23 protein-coding genes are annotated in these 20,375 nt (G+C 34.5%); 12 read left to right on the top strand and 11 right to left on the bottom strand.

The genetic code is table 11. The features are described 5' to 3' along the window. Positions 1 to 43 precede the first annotated feature (43 nt). The 7 genes from OZP12_RS02265 to OZP12_RS02235 form a co-directional block, all read right to left on the bottom strand. On the bottom strand, positions 44 to 322 hold the full coding sequence (locus OZP12_RS02265) for a Txe/YoeB family addiction module toxin (RefSeq protein WP_281227435.1): 279 nt from the start codon (positions 320 to 322) through the stop codon (positions 44 to 46). Further along, on the bottom strand, positions 319 to 543 hold the full coding sequence (locus OZP12_RS02260; protein WP_281227434.1) for a DUF2683 family protein: 225 nt from the start codon (positions 541 to 543) through the stop codon (positions 319 to 321). Before OZP12_RS02260 ends, OZP12_RS02265 begins: the two co-directional genes overlap by 4 nt. A 268-nt stretch (positions 544 to 811) precedes the next feature. Beyond that, a complete protein-coding gene (locus OZP12_RS02255; RefSeq protein WP_281227433.1) occupies positions 812 to 1,615 on the bottom strand; it encodes a TIGR02391 family protein in 804 nt (267 codons plus the stop codon). 158 nt (positions 1,616 to 1,773) lie between these two features. Next, complete coding sequence (locus OZP12_RS02250; protein ID WP_281226918.1) at positions 1,774 to 2,670, bottom strand: IS982 family transposase; 897 nt, start codon at positions 2,668 to 2,670, stop codon at positions 1,774 to 1,776. 414 nt (positions 2,671 to 3,084) lie between these two features. Then, positions 3,085 to 4,959, bottom strand: a complete 1,875-nt coding sequence (locus OZP12_RS02245) for a M1 family metallopeptidase (RefSeq protein WP_281227432.1) — start codon at positions 4,957 to 4,959, stop codon at positions 3,085 to 3,087. 63 nt (positions 4,960 to 5,022) lie between these two features. Further along, on the bottom strand, positions 5,023 to 6,600 hold the full coding sequence (locus OZP12_RS02240; protein ID WP_281227431.1) for a S8 family peptidase: 1,578 nt from the start codon (positions 6,598 to 6,600) through the stop codon (positions 5,023 to 5,025). A gap of 221 nt (positions 6,601 to 6,821) precedes the next feature. Further along, positions 6,822 to 7,679 carry an MBL fold metallo-hydrolase gene (locus OZP12_RS02235; RefSeq protein ID WP_281227430.1) on the bottom strand — a complete coding sequence of 286 codons (858 nt, stop codon included), beginning with the start codon at positions 7,677 to 7,679 and terminating at the stop codon, positions 6,822 to 6,824. A gap of 265 nt (positions 7,680 to 7,944) precedes the next feature. On the opposite strand from OZP12_RS02235, the gene OZP12_RS02230 reads away from it, so the two are divergent. The 7 genes from OZP12_RS02230 (at position 7,945) to sufD (ending at position 13,020) form a co-directional block, all read left to right on the top strand. Further along, positions 7,945 to 8,274 (top strand): HesB/IscA family protein, encoded by a 330-nt coding sequence (locus OZP12_RS02230; protein ID WP_281227429.1) that lies wholly within the window; start codon positions 7,945 to 7,947, stop codon positions 8,272 to 8,274. Between the two features lie 90 nt (positions 8,275 to 8,364). Continuing rightward, positions 8,365 to 9,813, top strand: coding sequence for a Fe-S cluster assembly protein SufB (sufB, locus tag OZP12_RS02225; RefSeq protein ID WP_281227428.1), 1,449 nt, complete (start codon positions 8,365 to 8,367; stop codon positions 9,811 to 9,813). Positions 9,814 to 9,924: 111 nt separating this feature from the next. Further along, a complete protein-coding gene (locus tag OZP12_RS02220; RefSeq protein WP_281227427.1) occupies positions 9,925 to 10,131 on the top strand; it encodes a DUF2683 family protein in 207 nt (68 codons plus the stop codon). Next, entirely contained in the window at positions 10,122 to 10,394 is a 273-nt protein-coding gene (locus OZP12_RS02215) for a Txe/YoeB family addiction module toxin (protein WP_281227426.1), read from the top strand. Before OZP12_RS02220 ends, OZP12_RS02215 begins: the two co-directional genes overlap by 10 nt. Positions 10,395 to 10,408: 14 nt before the next feature. Next, the gene (gene sufC / locus OZP12_RS02210; protein ID WP_281227425.1) at positions 10,409 to 11,155 is read left to right on the top strand and encodes a Fe-S cluster assembly ATPase SufC; all 747 of its coding nucleotides are present in this window, start codon (positions 10,409 to 10,411) and stop codon (positions 11,153 to 11,155) included. 85 nt (positions 11,156 to 11,240) lie between these two features. Next, positions 11,241 to 11,630, top strand: coding sequence for a four helix bundle protein (locus OZP12_RS02205; RefSeq protein ID WP_281227424.1), 390 nt, complete (start codon positions 11,241 to 11,243; stop codon positions 11,628 to 11,630). Between the two features lie 43 nt (positions 11,631 to 11,673). Beyond that, the gene (sufD, locus tag OZP12_RS02200; protein WP_281227423.1) at positions 11,674 to 13,020 is read left to right on the top strand and encodes a Fe-S cluster assembly protein SufD; all 1,347 of its coding nucleotides are present in this window, start codon (positions 11,674 to 11,676) and stop codon (positions 13,018 to 13,020) included. Between the two features lie 31 nt (positions 13,021 to 13,051). Here sufD and OZP12_RS02195 read toward each other — a convergent pair whose 3' ends face one another. The 4 genes from OZP12_RS02195 to OZP12_RS02180 form a co-directional block, all read right to left on the bottom strand. Further along, complete coding sequence (locus OZP12_RS02195) at positions 13,052 to 13,432, bottom strand: ASCH domain-containing protein (protein ID WP_281227422.1); 381 nt, start codon at positions 13,430 to 13,432, stop codon at positions 13,052 to 13,054. Positions 13,433 to 13,435: 3 nt separating this feature from the next. Beyond that, complete coding sequence (locus tag OZP12_RS02190; RefSeq protein WP_281227421.1) at positions 13,436 to 14,953, bottom strand: PIN domain-containing protein; 1,518 nt, start codon at positions 14,951 to 14,953, stop codon at positions 13,436 to 13,438. 2 nt (positions 14,954 to 14,955) lie between these two features. Continuing rightward, complete coding sequence (locus OZP12_RS02185) at positions 14,956 to 15,465, bottom strand: AAA family ATPase (RefSeq protein ID WP_281227420.1); 510 nt, start codon at positions 15,463 to 15,465, stop codon at positions 14,956 to 14,958. A 63-nt stretch (positions 15,466 to 15,528) separates the two neighbouring features. Further along, the gene (locus tag OZP12_RS02180) at positions 15,529 to 16,869 is read right to left on the bottom strand and encodes a serine hydrolase domain-containing protein (RefSeq protein ID WP_281227419.1); all 1,341 of its coding nucleotides are present in this window, start codon (positions 16,867 to 16,869) and stop codon (positions 15,529 to 15,531) included. A 349-nt stretch (positions 16,870 to 17,218) separates the two neighbouring features. On the opposite strand from OZP12_RS02180, the gene OZP12_RS02175 reads away from it, so the two are divergent. From OZP12_RS02175 to OZP12_RS02155, 5 genes are all read left to right on the top strand, one after another. Next, a complete protein-coding gene (locus OZP12_RS02175; RefSeq protein WP_281227418.1) occupies positions 17,219 to 18,433 on the top strand; it encodes an aminotransferase class V-fold PLP-dependent enzyme in 1,215 nt (404 codons plus the stop codon). A 13-nt stretch (positions 18,434 to 18,446) separates the two neighbouring features. After that, positions 18,447 to 18,878 carry a hypothetical protein gene (locus tag OZP12_RS02170; RefSeq protein WP_281227417.1) on the top strand — a complete coding sequence of 144 codons (432 nt, stop codon included), beginning with the start codon at positions 18,447 to 18,449 and terminating at the stop codon, positions 18,876 to 18,878. Then, positions 18,875 to 19,297 (top strand): SufE family protein, encoded by a 423-nt coding sequence (locus OZP12_RS02165; protein WP_281227416.1) that lies wholly within the window; start codon positions 18,875 to 18,877, stop codon positions 19,295 to 19,297. Before OZP12_RS02170 ends, OZP12_RS02165 begins: the two co-directional genes overlap by 4 nt. A gap of 128 nt (positions 19,298 to 19,425) precedes the next feature. Further along, a complete protein-coding gene (locus OZP12_RS02160; protein ID WP_035640545.1) occupies positions 19,426 to 19,749 on the top strand; it encodes an SUF system Fe-S cluster assembly protein in 324 nt (107 codons plus the stop codon). A gap of 71 nt (positions 19,750 to 19,820) precedes the next feature. Beyond that, positions 19,821 to 20,330 (top strand): DUF2480 family protein, encoded by a 510-nt coding sequence (locus OZP12_RS02155; protein WP_281227415.1) that lies wholly within the window; start codon positions 19,821 to 19,823, stop codon positions 20,328 to 20,330. Positions 20,331 to 20,375: the final 45 nt, after the last annotated feature.

The raw sequence follows: 20,375 nt of genomic DNA, 5'->3' as shown, positions 1-20,375 counted from the left end.
TGATTATTTATTTCATCTAATAATTTACAACTGATGGCACTGACTATTTCTCTCCATAATGTCCCCAAAAAGCAAGAACCATAACAACTACTTTATCATCTTGAATTCTGTAAATGAGTCTATGTTTATCTGTTATTCGTCTCGACCAAGTTGCAACTTCATAATATTTTAGCTGTTCCGGTTTTCCAATTCCTGTCATCGGATGCTTTCTGAGCTCATTTAAAAGTTTGTCAATTTTTATAAGAACCTTTTTATCGCCTGATTTTTTATGCCTCTCGATGTCGGCAATAGCGTCATCCGTTAATTCTATCGAATAACTCATAAACCTAAAAACTTCTTTTGCTGTTCTTTTGTGAGTGTTCTAGTTTTTCCTGATTCAGCCTGTTCAATAGATTTATCGATTTTTGAGATAAATTCACTTTCACCTAATAAAGTATCCTCATCAGATTTTTCGATTTCAAAACGAACTTTCATTTCTTCCAATAAGGATTTTAGCAAAGATTTTTGCTTTTCATTTTTCGGATAAATTATTATGTTGTCCATTTTTTGTGATTTAATCAATTATACAAAAATAAAGAAAAAGCGTCAAAGATTATATTGAATTTGCACTGATATTCAAAAGCATTTTTAATTAAAGATTCGGGATTTTGAAATTATTCACGACATCTTAATACTACGGCAGGCTGATATCTAAATTAAACCTCTATTTCATGATTTGTCACCCGAATGATAACGAACAGTCGAGGCAAATCTTCCAAATACAAAACCATTTTCCCATCAAACCTAATACCCAAATCAGTTGTAATAGCTGTCAGTGGCTTTTTTTATTAAGTTTCTTATGTATTAATGATATTGTTGTCATTATGTCTAACGCTTCGTCTTCATTTATTGCCCATACAACTTTTGGTGCGTGAGCAGTTGTATTTCTAAACATTCCAAAAACTCCTTTTATTAAATTTGAAAACCCTTTTTGCTCGCTTTGTTCTGTTTCGGTCTGCAATGAATTAATTTTGATTAGCGGATTTGTAACAGAAAGTGCCTTGTCGATGAGTTCAGCTCTGTCAAGAGTTAAATTCGTCTTTTGTCTAATCTCTTCTGCAATGCTTTTAACAGCTTCAAAAACTGAGTGAAAATAGTTTTCCGTTATTAGTTCTGAATTACAGTAGTCATAAATTTTTGAATGAATATTTCTATTTTCAAGTTTTGATTTAAACCTATTCACTCGTTGTTCGGCTTCTGTAATTGTTGTCGCTACAGCAACAAGATTAAACACACCATTTTGATTCAATTGTAACCCGATAAATGAAAGTCTTTTGTTTAATTCAGCTCGAATAGTTTCAAATTTATCATTTTGTCCAATAAAACGTGAGGGCTTTAGAGATAAGTTTATGAATTTTAAAATATTATTAGAATTCTGATTTCTGTTTTGGTAGTCAGCAAAACTATTATAAAGCCTTTTCCACTTTGAGTTTAATGGGTCAATGTCAGTAAGTCCTGCTTCTGGAATAAATTTAGATAATTCAGTTCCTGTCAGTCCCTTTTCTGTATCAGCTAAAATTTTTGCCAACCCTTCCAAAGTCCCGCTGTCAATTGAATCGAATATTTTTTTTGCCATATCTTTCTTGAAATTATCTTTTGTGATTTCAGTTGTCTAAAATAACCGCTAACTTACTTATACGTGTGACAAAACCACTCAAATCTAGTCCAAATTGGATGATTTTATCCCATCAAATCCTTATTGTTTATTCAGCTAATATATAAACCTGAACTCGATTAATAAAATACTGCTAATTGGTTAGTTTTAACCGTTTCGTATTTCAAAGAAGGTTTTTTAGGCAGAAAATTATAAGCAATTATTCCGGCTATAAGATTTGACAAAAAGTTGGTAAATGAACGATGTCTAGAATGTTCAACTTGGCAAATATTTTTAAGTTCATCGTTAACTGTTTCTATTATTGAGCGTTTACGGAGTAAGATTTTATCACTCATTTCCATCAAACTATTTTTCATATTATTGCGAATGCTTGTAATTAATTGAACTCCATCAACAAATAATAATTGGGAGAGTTTTTCGCTTATATATCCTTTATCACCAAATAGTTTTCCGAAAATAGCATTCAAAAAGCCCTCATTTTTCAGTGGCTCTCTATCATCTACGTTGGCTTGAGTTACAGCAAAGCTTAACAATTCTCCTTTGTCATTAATGATAATATGGAGCTTAAACCCATGAAACCAACCCATTGTAGATTTTCCGGTAGTGGCAATATCTTTAAAAACTTTATTTCTACTGATTCGTTTGTTTTTACAAACTCTTATTAGTGTTGAGTCTACAAATGAAATACCTGTACAATTGCCTAAACAACAGGTTTTGGCAAAAATTGTCATTGGCAAAAGAACACTTTGCATCAGTTCTAAAAAGCGATTATAAGAAACTGTATTAGGAAATTCATTTTGCATATGCTTTTGGACATAAAAAATGTAATAATGCTTGAAACAACGAAAACCACTCAAATGAAAAAGTAAATAAATTGTAATTACTTCTGATTTTGACATAATCGAAGGACGTTTGGAAGGTTTTCCTAGCAGAAAAGGCTGTGTGGTTTTCTCAAAATCTTTACAAAATTCATCAACAATAGAAAAAATATCTGTAATTTTATCGAAACAAATCATAAGGTAGAGTTTAGTTAAATATTTAATTGTCAGAGATTTAAATATACTAAATTTTACCTTTTTCTACAATATTTTCAGCCTAAATTATTAATCGAGTTCAGGTTATAAACAAATATTTACAAATTACCGATTGGAGTTTTGCTTTCGCTAATGATTTAGTTTGCGGAACTACGCGTGAGATCCCTCCTATGTCGGGATGACAATATTGTCGAAAATATACTGTACCCGCGAGAAGGATGGAAGCAAGTTACCGAAGTAACGCGGACAGCCTGACAGCATCCCGATAAAAAGGGGTGTCACCACAAAGAGAATTACCCTTTTTATCGGGATGGTGGCTCGCCCAAATTTGTAATAAAAAAAAGCTCTTTTAAAACATTACATTTCAAAAGAGCCTTTAAATAATTTTATAAAATACTACTTCACTTCGTAAATATTATTCGTTTGTTTGACATCGGCCATTAAACCGCTTGGATCGATGGTGATTTTCTTGATTGTGTTTTTCGGTTTTGAAATGTTAAACTCAAAAGTAGGATATGCCCAAGCCCAATCGTTAAGAACGGTTCTCGTAATAGCTGGAGTTGGATTTGGTTTCTCGAAACTCATCATGCGCAACGGAATGTAGAAACTTTCTTTGCTGCCATCTGTATATTCCACGAATAAGTCGATAGGCATTGGCATTCTGCCAATGCGCTCTAATGTTACGGTTGTTTTATCGGCATTTTCCTTTACATCTTTGATTCCGTAATCGATAGTGTTTAAAGTTTCTGTCCAATCTACCAAATACCAATCAAGGTTTGCTCCCGAAACACGCTCGGCAGTTCTCTTGATATCGTTTGGCGTTGGATGCTTAAATTTGAAATCCTGATAGTATTTTTTCAGGGTTTTATTCAAATTGTCCTGACCAATAACATAAATTAATTGCGACAGGAAAATACTCCCTTTTACATAGGACGCAATGCTGTAAGAACGGTTTTCGTCATAACGATCGCCGTGTGTGGACAACGGCTGTTCCTTACCTGATTCTACCAATTTATAGTAAGCAGCATAATTCGGTTTGAACGGGTTTGCTTCTTTTTTACCAAACAATTCATTCAGCGCCGAATCTTCAATATAGGTCGTAAAACCTTCGTCCATCCAAGGGTGTTTGGATTCATTCGAAGCTAAAATATGTTGGAACCATGAGTGTCCCATTTCGTGGGTTGCCGTTCCCAACATCCCTTCAACAGTTCCGTTTCCAAGCATCAAAGTACACATCGCATACTCCATTCCGCCATCGCCTCCCTGAATGAAAGAGTATTGTTTGTATGGATAATTCCCAACGGTTTTATTGTAGTAATCCATCACTTTTACCATCAAAGGTTCTAGTTTTTTCCAGTTTGCTACTACTTCGGGAGTGTTTTTGAAGAAGTAATGCAAATCGACATCGTTTGGTCCTTTTACTATATCGTGTACATAATTTTTATCGGCAGCCCAAGTAAAATCATGTACCATTGGCGCCACAAAATGCCAAGTCAATGTTTTTGCTTTTTTAGGATATGTTACTGTAACTCCTTCTGCTTGATAACCATGTCCTATTTCGTTCGGGTTTTGCAAATAACCGGAACCTCCGATTGTGTAATCCTTGTCGATTGTAATTTTTACATCAAAATTCCCCCAAACTCCGTGAAATTCCCTTGCGATGTAAGGATCAGCATGCCAGCCTTCAAAATCAAACTCGGCCATTTTTGGATACCATTGTGCCATCGACAATTCGATTCCCTCAACATTATTTCGTCCGGTACGACGAATTTGCACCGGTACTTGACCGTCAAAATCCAACGTTAAAGTTGTTTTGGAATTTGGCAAAATCGGTTTGTTCAAAGTCACTTCAAGAATAGTCCCTACTTCTTTGGCGACAGCCGCAACACCGTCTTGTTTGAAATTAGAAATTTTTAAATATCCTATTTCGTTTGGTTTTAGGTTTTTGATACGGCTTTCTTTTACATCTTTTCCGTCCACCTGTATTTTATTCACCATACGGGCATCCGGATCTTTGATCGATTGCAGTCTGGCATCCATTTCACTTCCCGGCTGGAAAGCGTTTTCATATAAATGATAATAAACTTTTTTCAGTGTATCAGGAGAATTATTAGTATAAACCAGTTCTTGTTTCCCTTTATACTGATAGGTTTTGACATCCATACTGACATCCATTTTGTAATCGACCTGTTGTTGCCAGTAACCTGAACTTTGGGCTACTACATTCCCAATGCTTAGGGAAAAGAAAGCGAATAAAAAGAAGTTGCGCATTGTATTTAAAATAAAAAAATGGAAGAGTTTTTGACTCTTCCATTCGATTAATAGAAGTTAAAATTATTTCTTAGACATTTTTTCAGCCATCAATAAAGCATTGTAAGCATTGACCATTTTTCCGGATTTTGAAGAATCAGCAGCTTTACTTGCCATTTGACCTTCACCCAAATTTACTGTAGCAGGAAGCGGAGTTCCTGAATCCATCAAAATTTGTTTCACTTGAGACGCTTTCAATTTTGGATAATACGCACGAATCAAAGCAGCAACTCCGGCAGCATTTGGCGCAGCCATAGAAGTTCCTTGCAAATATTTGAATTTGTTGTTCGGAATCGTAGCATAAATTTCATCACCAGGAGCAAAGACATCTACATTGAAGTTTCCGTAATTTGAAAACTCAGCAATAACGCCTTCTCCATATTTGTTGTTTAAAGCACCAACCGTCAAAACATTCGAAGCAAATTCTTTTTTGTTGTCTGCTGAATCATTTGGGTAATTTGCATTTTCTGCCAAATCAATATTATCACCATCATTTCCTGCAGCATGAACAAACAATACGTCTTTCTTTTCGGCATATTTTATGGCATCAAAAACCCATTGTTTGTGAGGAGAATAGCTTTTCCCGAAACTTCCGTTGATTACTTTGGCTCCATTATCGACAGCATAACGGATTGCCAAAGCGATATCCTTATCATACTCATCTCCATCAGGAACAGCTCTCACCGCCATAATCTCAACATTATCGGCAACTCCGTCACCACCAATACCGTTTCCTCTTACTTGAGCAATAATTCCGGCAACGTGGGTTCCGTGAAGAGCTTCCTCTTTATCTGGGCCATAAACAACGTTGTTTCCGTATTTGGTTTTGGTAATATCTTCCGGATTGTCTCCCAACACTTTTCGACCGTCAAAATCTTTGTTTAAGTTATAATCCAATTGGCCATAAACGTATTTATTATATTCTTCAAGTTCGCCTCTAAAACCAGGTCCGGCATTACTCAAGACGCGGGTCATGACCATTATACTTTTGGACAAATCAGGATCTGTAGTTGAGATTCCTTTCAAATCATCAACAGTATAATTTTCTTTGTTCAAATATTTTTGAATGGCTTTATCTGCTCCCAAAAGAAAATCAACTTGTTGTTTATCCTTCAAGGCTTTGCTGTTTTTTTCATTATAAGCCGCCAATGCTTTTTTGTAGGTCTCCGATCCGTCATCTCCTTTTTTAACGATTCGGGTCATTTCCAAAGTTTCATGAACTGCATCACCAAGGAAATTCCATCCATGAACATCATCAATATAACCGTTTTTATCGTCATCGATTCCATTTCCGGGAATCTCTTTTTTATTGGTCCAAACTACCGATTTCAAATCGTCGTGGTCAATATCCACACCCGAATCTACAATACCAACAATAACTTTAACGCCTTTTTTACCTTTAAGCAATTCCGCGTAAGCTTTATCCACGCTCATTCCCGGAATACTGTCTTTGGCCAAATCCAGATGCGACCATCTTTGCAATTCGGATTCTTTCAATTCTCCTTTTTTCGCAACATAAGTCGTCGATGTTTGCGCATTGGCCGAAAGGCATAAAGACAAAGCCACAACTAATGCCGATGCCGTTAAATTTATTTTTTTCATCTGTTTGTAGTTTTACTAATCAACTTCAAAAATAGCAGAAGTAAATTAGATATTAATCAATTATTAACTGTTTTTTATGAATTAAATATTATCAGACTGAAATTGATATTCAAATTTTCGGAAAATCAATAAGTATGCATTATTGAAATTTAGTTACCATAATGTGTATAATAAAAGTCTTCATTTTCAAATTAACGAAAAATAAGGCTTACTGATACCTATTAAAAAACGTCCCCGCAGCTAAACCGCTCTTTCAAGCGCACCCCTTTCTCAGTATGCTCAACAGTAATAATCTCGTTATGTGCATCGTGTTCCAAAAACAAATAATAATTATTGTCTGCGGCGGCGTTGAGGAATTTGGCTTTCTCGGGCATTGTCAATAGTGGTCGAGTGTCATATCCCATTACATAAGGCAATGGCAAATGTCCGACAGTCGGCAACAAATCGGCACAAAAAACAATGGTTTTGTCCTGATATTGAATATGCGGAATCATTTGTTTCTCGGTATGACCATCGGCATAAAAAATCCCAAAGCTCAACTCTTTTGACACTTCAAAGTCACTTTCGGGTTTCGAAATAAATTGTAACTGTCCACTTTCCTGCATCGGTAAAATATTCTCCGACAAAAAAGAGGCTTTTTCCCTGGCATTGGGTTTTGTTGCCCATTCCCAATGGCTTTCGTTGCTCCAAAATTTGGCGTTTTTAAAAGCCGGTTCGTAACCTGTTTTGTCCTTATTCCATTGCACACTTCCTCCACAATGGTCAAAATGCAAATGCGTCATAAAAACATCGGTAATATCATCGCGGTGAAAACCGAATTGAGCCAAGGACTTGTCCATAGAATGTGAGCCCCAAAGAAAGTAATAACCAAAAAACTTATCCGACTGTTTATCCCCCATTCCGGTATCGATTAATATCAACCGATTACCGTCTTCAATCAACAAACACCGTCCTGCAATGTCAATCAAATTGTTTTCGTCAGCGGGATTGGTTTTGTTCCAAATCGATTTTGGCACCACGCCAAACATTGCTCCGCCGTCTAGTTTAAAATTGCCTGTTTCTATGGGATAAAGTTTCATTAAGTATGGATTAATGTTTAAAATGAAACCGCAATTTAACAAAATCCAATGGCTTAATTCTACCTATATATAACAAATTTCTATTTCGGCATTAGTTATATAAATGTTATCAATCATGGAAAAAAGTATTTTATATAGTATCTTTGCAGTTAATTTAGACGAAATAAACATAAGACATAAGTGCGTTTTTGAAATCGGCATCTTTTTTGCTAATTCATTATTAGTCATTTATATCCAAAACATTAAAACAACTATTTAAGAACACATGATACAAGTTTCTGATACTGCCAAAAAGAAAATTATCGACTTGATGAAAGACGATGGTTTTGATGCTGCTGTTGACTTCGTGAGAGTCGGCGTAAAAAGCGGTGGATGCTCTGGTTTGTCTTACGATTTGAAATTTGACAAAAATAAAAACGAAGACGACAAAATATTTGAGGACAACGATATAAAAATTGCAGTCGAAAAAAAATCATTCCTTTATCTTGCAGGAACAATATTGGAATTTTCCGGAGGACTAAACGGAAAAGGATTTGTTTTTAACAATCCAAATGCCAATAGAACTTGCGGTTGCGGGGAAAGTTTCTCGTTATAAAATGATAAAAACCCATTTAAACCATTAAGAAATTAAGTTGATTAAGTCTTAACAAATCTTAATCTCTTAATGGTTTTTAAAAATAAAAAAATGTCAAAATACACCGAAGACGATTTAAAAATCGAATTAGAGAACAAAGAATACGAATACGGATTTTACACCGAATTGGAATCCGAAACGTTTCCTGTTGGTTTAAATGAAGATATTGTTCGAGCCATTTCCCAAAAGAAAGATGAACCGCAATGGATGACCGATTGGCGTATTGAGGCTTTTCGCGCTTGGGAAGAAATGGTTGAACCGGAATGGGCAAACGTTCGTTATGAAAAACCGGACTTTCAAGCCATTTCCTATTACTCTGCCCCAAAAAAAGCGGATCCAAACAAAACCTTGGATGATGTAGATCCGGAACTTTTGGAGATGTACAAAAAATTAGGCATCTCTCTGGACGAGCAAAAAAAAATGAACAATATTGCTATGGATATTGTAGTTGACTCGGTTTCGGTTGCAACAACATTCAAAGCGACATTGGCCGAAAAAGGAATTATCTTTATGAGTATTTCCGAAGCCATCAAAGAACATCCTGAATTGGTCCGTAAATATATAGGAAGCGTTGTTCCTCAAAAAGACAACTTTTACGCAGCCTTGAATTCAGCTGTTTTCTCCGACGGATCTTTCTGTTATATTCCAAAAGGCGTTCGCTGCCCAATGGAACTTTCAACTTATTTCAGAATCAATCAGGCGGGAACAGGACAATTCGAAAGAACATTGTTAATTGCCGATGAAGGTAGTTATGTTTCTTACTTGGAAGGATGTACCGCTCCAACCCGTGACGAAAACCAATTGCACGCTGCCGTTGTAGAACTTATCGCTTTGGACGATGCCGAAATTAAATATTCAACAGTTCAAAACTGGTATCCTGGAAACAAAGAAGGTAAAGGTGGGGTTTTCAACTTTGTGACCAAAAGAGGATTCTGCGAGAAAAATGCAAAAATCTCCTGGACACAAGTGGAAACCGGTTCTGCGATTACCTGGAAATATCCTTCTGTTATTTTAAAAGGAGACAACTCAATAGGAGAATTCTATTCCATTGCCGTTACCAATAATTTCCAACAAGCCGATACAGGAACCAAAATGATCCATTTGGGTAAAAACACTAAATCAACCATTATTTCCAAAGGTATTTCGGCAGGAAAATCACAAAACAGTTATAGAGGTTTGGTTCAAATTGGAGCCAGAGCCGAAAACGCCAGAAACTTTTCACAATGTGATTCGCTGTTAATGGGTAACCATTGCGGTGCGCACACTTTCCCTTATATAGAAAGCAAAAACCCAACTGCCAAAGTGGAACATGAAGCCACAACCAGTAAAATTGGTGAGGATCAAGTTTTCTATTGCAACCAACGCGGAATCCCCACCGAAAAAGCAATTGCGCTTATCGTGAATGGTTTCAGTAAAGACGTGTTGAATAAATTGCCAATGGAGTTTGCTGTGGAAGCACAAAAATTATTGGAAATTTCATTGGAAGGTTCTGTTGGATAATGCATTGATCTGGCAATGATATAGTCTGATAATAAAATAATTATATTTGTTTTTTATTTTATCAAATTATAAAAATTGACACATCATCTAAATTAAAAAAAGAGCAATGCTATGGATATTGTCTTAAAAAATGTAAAGAAAAAAGATTTTCCGGTTTTGAAATCACTGGCAAAATCTCTTGGTTTTGAAATCATTCAAGAAAAAGAGAAACCATATAATCCTGAGTTTGTAAAAGAGATTTTGGAAGCAAGGGAAGAGCTTAGACAAGGCAAAGGAATTAAAATGACCATAGAAGACATTGATAAACTATGGAAATAGTTTTTTCTAGAAAAGCTGAAACCGATTTGATATTTTGGAATAAATCAGGAAACAAGAAAATCCTAAAGAAAATTTCTGAATTATTGAGAGCAATTCAAGAAAATCCTTTTGAAGGCATTGGAAAACCAGAACAATTAAAACATAATTTATCTGGAGTTTGGTCTAGAAGAATTGACAAAGAACATCGATTAGTTTATGAAATTATAGATGAAAACACAATAGAAATATTAAATATCCTTTCTTTGAAAGGGCATTACGAATAAACAAAATAAAACAAATGTTATCAATAAAAAATTTACACGCCTCAATAGGTGACAAAGAAATATTAAAAGGAATAAACCTTGAAGTAAAAGCTGGAGAAGTTCATGCAATAATGGGGCCAAACGGTGCCGGAAAAAGTACCCTTTCGGCTGTTGTTGCCGGAAACGAAAATTATGAAGTGACCGAGGGTGAAATTATTTTGGACGGCGAGGATCTTGGCGATCTTGCCCCGGAAGAAAGAGCACACAAAGGTGTTTTCCTTTCGTTTCAATATCCTGTTGAAATCCCTGGGGTTTCGGTAACCAATTTTATGAGATCGGCAATCAACGAAACCCGTAAAGCAAAAGGTCTGGAAGAAATGCCGGCCAACGAAATGCTGAAAGTTATCCGTGAAAAATCGGAATTATTGGAAATCGACAGAAAGTTTCTTTCCCGTTCCCTTAATGAAGGTTTCTCCGGTGGTGAGAAAAAAAGAAACGAAATTTTTCAAATGGCAATGCTAGACCCAAAACTAGCCATTCTTGACGAAACCGATTCCGGTCTTGATATTGATGCTTTGAGAATTGTTGCCAATGGTGTAAATAAATTGAAAAGCGACAAAAACGCTGTCATTGTAATTACGCACTACCAAAGATTATTGGATTACATCGTTCCTGATTTTGTTCACGTACTTCATAACGGAAAAATCGTAAAATCCGGCGGAGCTGAATTGGCCCACGAATTGGAAGAAAAAGGATACGACTGGATTAAAGGAGATAATTAAAAATTGTTTCAAGTTTCAAGTTTTTTTAGTTTCAAGTTACAAAACCTGAAACAAACAAAACCTGAAACAAACAAAAATAAAATCTATGGCTACCATAAACCGTTTTGAAGATTTAGACATTTGGCAAGAAGCTAGACGGCTGGCAAAAGAAATTCATACAATTTCAATTGAAACTGAATTAAAAAACGATTATCGGTTTAAGGATCAAATAAAAGCATCATCAGGTTCAGTAATGGATAATATCGCTGAAGGCTTTGAAAGAGATGGCAACATAGAATTTAGACAATTTTTATCTATTGCCAAAGGTTCTGCAGGAGAAACTCGATCTCAACTTTATAGAGTTTTTGATTTTGAATATATTTCAGAACAAAGATTTGAAATTTTAAAAAAGGATTATGAAAACTTAAGTGGTAAAATAAAAAATTTCATCACTTATCTTAACAAGAAAGATTTCAAAGGTAATAAGTTTCAATAGGCAAAACCTGAAACCTGAAACCTGAAACCTGAAACAAACAAAAATGGAATTAAAAGAAAAATTACTATCGTCTTTTATGGCTTTTGAGGAACGAGTTGATGTTCATACCGAACTTCACAACATTCGAACTGAAGCTATAAAAAACTTCGAAAATAAAGGTTTTCCAACCAAAAAAGAAGAAAGTTGGAAATACACTTCGCTAAATGCTATTCTAAAAAATGACTTTAGCGTTTTCCCAAAAACAGAAAGCACTATTCAATACAGCGACGTAAAAAAATACTTTTTACACGAAATAGACACCTACAAAGTAGTGTTTATCGACGGTGTTTTCAGTTCGCATTTATCTTCAACAACCCACGACGGAATTGATGTTTGCCTCATGTCATCGGCATTGAACAAACCAAAATACAAGATGGTTATCGACACCTATTTCAACAAGATTGCCAACAAAGAGGAAAGTTTGACTTCCTTGAATACGGCTTTCGCCAATGAAGGAGCCTACATCAATATCCCAAAAAGCAAAGTTGCCGACAAACCAATTGAAATCATGTATTTCTCAACAGGCAGCGAAACTGCGCTTATGGTTCAGCCAAGAAACTTGGTTATCGTTGGTGAAAACTCTCATGTTCAAATCATTGAACGCCACCAAAGCTTGAACGAAACCCGAGCCAAAGGCGAACTGAGCGAAGCTAATCCAGTTTTAACCAATTCGGTTACTGAGATTTTTGCTCAAAAAAGAGCCATTGTAGATTATTACAAAATTCAAAATGACAATCTAGACGCCAATTTAATTGACAACACTTATGTTTCCCAAAAACAGGAAAGTCACGTTTCGGTGCACACTTTCTCTTTTGGCGGAAACCTAACAAGAAACAATTTGAATTTCTACCATTTTGGTGAAAGACTTACTAGTACGTTAAACGGAATCACGATTATTGGCGAAAGCCAACACGTTGACCATTATACATTGGTAAATCACGCGGCGCCAAATTGCGAAAGTTTCCAAGATTATAAGGGAATTTTCAATGACCGTTCTACAGGAGTTTTCAACGGAAAAGTGTATGTGGAAAGACAAGCGCAAAAAACAAACGCTTTCCAAAAAAGCAACAACATTGTTTTGAGCGACAAAGCTACCATTAACGCCAAACCACAATTGGAAATTTTTGCCGATGACGTAAAATGTTCACACGGTTGTACCGTTGGTCAATTAGACGAAACTGCTATGTTCTATATGCAACAACGCGGTATTCCTAAAAAAGAAGCCAAAGCATTATTGATGTACGCTTTCTCGAATGCCGTTATTGAAAACATCAAAATACCGGAATTAAAACAACGAATCACCAAAATTATCGCCAATAAATTGGGCGTTAAACTTGGATTTGATTTATAAATAAAAACCGCCAATTGGCGGTTTTTTTATTTTATTCTTTAGAATTCCAATAAGCAAAAGATTGTGGAGGTGATAAATTATAATCTTCCTTTAAACATTTAGGATTTTCAAACCTTTTTTTGTTTTTAATTTGAATTGCAAATCCATGTTCTTTGTCAGCAAAATATTCATAGAAATAATCTTCCGATATTCCTGAATGCTCCTTAGTTTTATCCCAAAGTGTTTTAAGATCAAAATTAAATATTTCACCTATTTCGAATTCACCGATTACTTTTTGTACAGGAGAAGAAGCATAAACTAAAACCGAAGTAACATTTTGGTTTTTGAAAATAGCTTTTCTGAATTCAAATTTTTTTGTCCCATCAAATATTTTATTTGCAAATTGGGGCTTTATTGATAGTACTACTTTCATAAGTTATAATTTATAAGCAAATTTAATCAAAACATTAAACTGTTCATTTGTTATTTTAATAAATCCTCTTGGCATATTCAATATATCTGGAATAATACCTAATCTATTTAAATCATCTAAAGTTGGTTTAGGTGTTGGCAAAGAATGGGCATACAAAAAATTAATAACAAAAGGTCTGTTATTCGGATTTTTATCCCACCAATTTGTTTTTAAATCTTCTCTCGAAATCATAGTTCGTCTATTACAAGCATAAAAAAAATCTTCAAAAGATTTGAAATTGTTTTGAATATTTTCAACAATACAAATTGTTGTAATAGTACTAGAATATTTTTTGGGAGTTGTTTCACCCATACGATATACAATCAATAAATCTCCTGGTTTTAGATTTCTATCTTGAGAATGTGATATATATACTTTACTTATTCTATTTCTATGAGGTTCATTTTCTGTATATTTTCTAATATCTTCCCTTGTATTTATACTATCTGGAAAAAGCTCTGTATGATATTGTGCTTCAATTTTAATTATATATTTATCTGTTTTCCTCGATAAAAAAGGAAATGTAAGTTTTGGATTTTCTAAATTAATTGGTGTTTCTCTATTAAAAGGTCTTACATAAACTTTTTCATCACCATTTTTTGTTGTTTTTAATCCATGGTATAAAAATCCCCATTCTTCAAGCATTTCAATTAGTTGTTCTTGTTCTGGTCTTTTTGTAAAAAGAGTTACATAAATTTCCTTAACTTTAAATTGAATTGCATTATCAAAAATTGTTTTTAAAAACCTTTCTCCAATTTTATAACCATTACCCGTAACTTTTAAAGTTCCTATTTTTAATCTTTTTTTAGGTCCAAAAACAGGGACTATATTAGAATAGTTCTCATTTTCATTTTCAATTTTAACAAATAGAAAAGCTGTCAAATTTCCATCACTGTAACAAACGTAACAAGGTTCTTCGGATTTACTATTAAACCAAGTATCAAATTCATGATAATCAAGTCTAAAACTATCAAAAAACTCATCCTTGATGTTAACTTCTGCAAAATCTACTTTTTTAACCGCTAATACTTTATAATCAACAAGCTCTGGATTTTCAGAAATTACCTTTTCTAAGAAGTTTTGAATTTTAAAAACCCTATCTTCTATTCCTAAAAGCTTTGCTTTAGTATGTATCTTTTTATCCTCGGAAATTAAAATATCGACTCTGTCTTCATAAACTTCATTTAAGATTTGAGTATCATTTATATCATTATCTTGATTATCAATATTTCTACTGACTTTTAACATTTCTTCTCCTAAAGGAGCTTGATGTTTAAGTAAATTATAACTCCTAATTTTAATACTCATTGTATCAAGAGCATTCGGATCTTTATACCTTTCTAATTCTTGAACAGTTAATGGGTGAATATATTTTGAATATTTAAGATTATCAATCCATTTAAAAAGTTGACCAATTTCGGGCTTATATATTTTGTTTGCTTCTCTATGAATAATGATGTTTGTATCGAGTAAAATTTTCATAGTTAAATAATTTCCATTAGCTGATTATAATTTCCGTCTTTTATTTCGACATAAGGAATTGAATATTTATCTGAAAGATATTTGGCATATCCTATTTCCATTTGCTGTAATTGATCCAAAATATTTACATCATAAATTTTATTGTCTCTTGCTTCTATCTTTTTGGCAATTTTTTTAACATCATCAATAACCACTACAATAACTTTTGGACTGATTTGATCAAATGTATTTTCATCAATTCTATTTGGAATTCCGTTTGAATCTAATAAACAGAAATGGCCATCAAGAAGGTATTTTTGATCTTTTTTAATTAAATTTTTCAAGCCTATAATTAATCTATTTTGTGTTGAAGAAATATCTTTTACAAGTTTATTACTGCTCTCGCTAATTTTCTCCCATTTCAATATTTGACTTGCTGTAAGGTGAATTAAATCTGTTTTTAGTTCAATTTCTTTACAAATTGTACCTTTACCAACACCATGTATCCCACCAATAAAAATTATGTTTTTCATAAATTACATACCTAAGTTAAAGACTCATGTAATATTAATAAAATAAAATGAATTGTAAGTATTTTACTTCTTCAAACTCCCCACAATCCCACTCAATAAACCATTAAAATCAAATTCTTCTTTCAAACCCATTCTCACGATCACCAAATCCTTTGACGGAATAATTGCCACCATTTGTCCCTGAAAACCACTGCAATAATACATATCTCTTGGTGCGTCAGGCAAATGTCCATTGGCATTAAGCCAAAATTGACCTCCATATCTACCGTTTGAAGTGTTTGTAGGTGTAGAAACATACTTAGCCCAACTAGGATTGAATAATTGTTCGCCGTTCCAATTGCCTTTGTGTAAATACAGCAAACCTAATCTGGACCAATCCCTGGTTGTTGCCCAACCGTAGGACGAACCTACATAATTCCCCGCCATATCGGTTTCGATAAGCATCGAACTCATCCCTATTTTATCAATCAAAGCCGAATACCAAAAATCCAAATATTCCTGATGTGTCTTGAATTGCTTTCGCAAAATTCCCGACAGTAAATTGGCCGTTCCCGAAGAATAATTCCAATGCGCATTGGGTTTGAAAAGGGCAGGTTTTAACAATTGCGTTCGAGTCATATCTTCAGTTTGAAAAAGCATTTGAGTTGCATCACAAACTCTATCATAATGCTCGTCCCATTCCAAACCCGAATTCATATGCAACAAATCATTGGTCGTTATGTTTTTCCGGTCATCATTTTGCCATTCCCGGACGGGAGCGGGTTTGTAAATATCAAATCTTCCTTGTTTTTGAAGAATTCCAAAAAATGTTCCCGTAATACTCTTGGTCATGGACCAACCCAACAAAATACTGTTCTTCGAAAAACCATCAACATATTTTTCGGCAATGATTTTATCTTTATAAATAACTAAGACCGAACGGGTCTTTTTATCGTTTTCTCCTTTGGCGTCAAAAGCATTGGCGACAGCCTGATTCAACTTGACATAATCGATATTAGCAAAAACTGTGTCTTTCGGTTCTACATCGCCATAAGGAAAAGGAAGTTTACTGTTTGATTTTGTTCTTTTGGGAATTTCATAAGGTTTTGTGATGTCAAAATTACCATCAATTAAAGTTGCACCCAAACCCGGTCTATAAATCGCTTTTCGTTTTTTTAAACCAAAAACACTAGCTGTAGCATATTTTCCTGATTCATTGATTTCATTGGTTGCCCAACCTATCACATCAAAATTATTGTCGCTTTTTTCGATAACCTCCTGTGAACGGTTGTCAATAAAATGGGCTGAAGCCAAATTTTTAGCCGAAAAACCAGAAATCAATTCAAGTTTGAGATAATTTGTATAGCCAAAATAACCCACAATGAGGAACAAAAGAAAGAGGCCTATTTTTAAATATTTTTTCATAATGAAAGATAATTACACCAATTTAGTAAAAAAACAAACACTAACAACCTGATTTTCATTGTTATTTTGAAGCGGATACATTGGGCATTCTTGGAAAGATCGTCCCGTTTTCCGTTTCAATTCCCGATCAAGAAAAACTATGGCAAAAAAGCCTTGTTTTTCTAAATCGGGAGATTTCCTCTTCAACCGGGGCTAAAGGGAAGCAATTGGCTTTTTTTGCAATCATCCAAAAAAAGAGAAATAGTTATAATAGAATTCTATCAAGCAATAAACAATTATTAACTATTGTTTCTTAGAAAACTAAATCAATTGTATTACTTTTGTATTTAGAAAAATTCTAAATAAAACAATGTTAGATATTCAGAAAATAAGAACCGACTTTCCCATTCTTTCACAAAAGGTAAACGGAAAGCCTTTAGTATATTTCGATAACGGAGCCACTTCACAAAAACCGCAAGTGGTTATTGATACCATTTCAACCTATTATCAAGAAATAAATGCCAATATTCACAGAGGAATTCATACGTTGAGTCAGTTAGCGACAGATGCTTATGAAGTTTCCCGTGCAAAAGTGCAAAACCACATTAATGCAAAATTCGCCCATGAAGTACTTTTTACCTCGGGGACGACTTTTGGTATTAACCTTGTAGCCAATGGATTTGCGTCCATCCTAAAACCTGGTGATGAAGTTGTGGTTTCCTACTTGGAACACCACAGCAATATTGTGCCTTGGCAAATGCTTTGCGAAAAAACAGGCGCCACGCTCAAAGTTATCCCAATGAATGAAAAGGGGGAACTGATAATGAGCGAGTACGATAAATTGCTTTCGCCAAATACCAAAATCGTAACGGTAAATCATATTTCGAATGCTCTTGGAACAATCAATCCTATCAAATACATGATTGACAAAGCGCACGAAGTTGGAGCAGCTATTTTGATTGATGGTGCGCAGGCTGTTCCGCATCTAAAACCGGATGTTCAGGCTTTGGATTGTGATTTCTATGCTTTTTCGGGACATAAAATGTGCGGCCCAACAGGAACAGGAGTTTTATACGGAAAAGAAGCTTGGCTGAATAAACTGCCTCCGTATCAAGGCGGTGGTGAAATGATCAAAGAAGTAACTTTCGAGAAAACTACCTATGCCGATTTGCCACATAAATTTGAAGCAGGAACGCCTCATATTGCCGGCGGAATTGTTTTGGGAACTGCCATTGATTATATGAATGAAGTTGGTTTTGAAAACATTCAGAAACAGGAATTGGAATTGTTGGATTACGCAACAAAGCGATTATTGGAAATCGACGGTTTGCGAATTTTTGGTACTTCTGAAAACAAAACTTCGGTAATCTCGTTTAATATTGACGGTATTCATCCGTATGACATTGGAACCATCATCGACAAATTGGGAATTGCGGTAAGAACAGGCCACCATTGCGCACAACCAATTATGAATTTCTTTGGAATTCCGGGAACGATTAGAGCTTCGTTTTCTTTTTATAATACCAAAGAAGAAATTGACACTTTGGTCGAGGCCGTAAAAAAAGCACAAATGATGCTGTCTTAAATTCAGAAAAATTATGAAATTCATAGCACTCTTGTTTTTGACTATAATCCTTGGGAACAATTGCCAAGGACAAAAGAATATGGATTTGGCTTCCGCCAAAGTTGAATATACAGCCAATTCAAGAGGATTGTACAACAACATTGTCGTGGAGAATAAAACGGTGTCCGTTACGGAAACAAGAGGAGGAAAACCTGTTTCTACTTCCCTAACGGATGCCCAATGGAATGCTTTGATAAAAGAATTTCAAAAAGTAAATTTGGAGGAAATTCCAAATTTAAAAGCGCCCACACAAAAACGCTTTCACGACGGTGCTGCAATGGCCAATTTAAAAATAACCTATAAGGAGAAAACCTATGAAAGTCAAACTTTCGACAATGGAACACCTCCCGAAAAAATAAAAAATTTAGTAAACACGATACTATCGTTTTCAAAAAAAGAAGAATGACAATAAAAGAAGTACAAGACGAAATCATTGATGAATTCTCTATGTTTGACGATTGGATGCAGCGCTATGAATACATCATTGAGTTAGGAAAAAATCTTCCCTTAATTGAGGAAAAATTCAAAACTGACGATAATTTAATCAAAGGCTGTCAATCCAAAGTATGGCTTCATGGAGAAAAAGACGGAGACAATATTGTTTTCACAGCCGATAGTGATGCCATTTTAACCAAAGGAATAATCGCTATTTTAATTCGAGCTTTTTCAAACCAAAAAGCAATTGACATATTAAATTCCGATACGGCGTTTATTGATGAAATAGGTTTGAAAGAACATCTTTCGCCAACAAGAGCCAATGGTTTGGTTTCGATGATAAAAAATATTAAAATGTATGCCTTGGCATTTGATACTAAGAACAAATAAAAAAATTTAAACCATTAAGACAATAAGAAAAGTTAAGTTTACATCTTTATGAACTTAAGATCTTAATGGTAAAATAAAAAAACCTTGCTTTTAAAATATCGCCTCAAGGGTGAAAAACAACTACAAAAATGGAACAAGAAATAAACACCGAAGAATTAGGAGAATCAATCGTAAAAAAACTGAAAACCATTTACGATCCTGAGATTCCCGTAGATATTTATGAATTAGGATTGATTTATGACGTGATGGTCAACACTGATTATGAAGTAAAAATATTAATGACCCTTACCTCTCCAAACTGTCCGGTAGCAGAAAGTTTACCAAGAGAAGTAGAGGAAAAAGTAAAATCAATCGAACACATCAAAGACGCTGAAGTAGAAATCACTTTCGATCCGCCATGGAGCAAAGATTTGATGAGTGAAGAAGCAAAATTAGAATTGGGAATGCTTTAAAATTTGTTTAAAGTTTAAAGTTTCAGGTTGTTTTTAACTTGAAACTTTAAACCTGAAACCAAACTTTTCAAATGGAAGAAATAATCAATAAAGTAGCGAATAGTGCCCTCGAAGTTTTCGATCTTGAAGACTATTATCCGGCAGGAAATCGTGTTCAAATTGATCTCTCGCAATGGCTTTTGGAAGGTTTTTTATTAAAAGAAAAAGACTTTAGGGAAGAGCTCAAAAATCACGATTGGTCACAATACCAAGACCACTATGTTGCTGTTTTCTGCAGCACAGATGCTATTGTTCCAAAATGGGCAATGATTTTGATTACGATGCATTTAGCTCCTTTTGCAAAAAAAATCATAAATGGTAACATAGAAGATTTAGACGCTTCTTTGTACGAAGAATTGTTGCCTTCTATCGATTTTACTGCATATCAGGATAAGCCTGTAATCATAAAAGGTTGTTCCAGAAAACCAGTACCAATGCGCGCTTACATTTTGGCAGCGCAGTACTTACAACCTTACGCCAGAAGTATTATGTATGGAGAAGCCTGTTCAGCAGTTCCGCTATACAAATCACCTAAGAAATAATAACCCTGTTTTTGGACATAACAAAAGACCTTTTAGAATTACTAA

The sequence above is a fragment of the Flavobacterium aquiphilum genome (assembly GCF_027111335.1).
In the GTDB taxonomy this organism is placed as follows: domain Bacteria; phylum Bacteroidota; class Bacteroidia; order Flavobacteriales; family Flavobacteriaceae; genus Flavobacterium; species Flavobacterium aquiphilum.
Note: the sequence above shows the minus strand (reverse complement) of the source record. Positions and strands in the feature narration are given on the sequence as shown.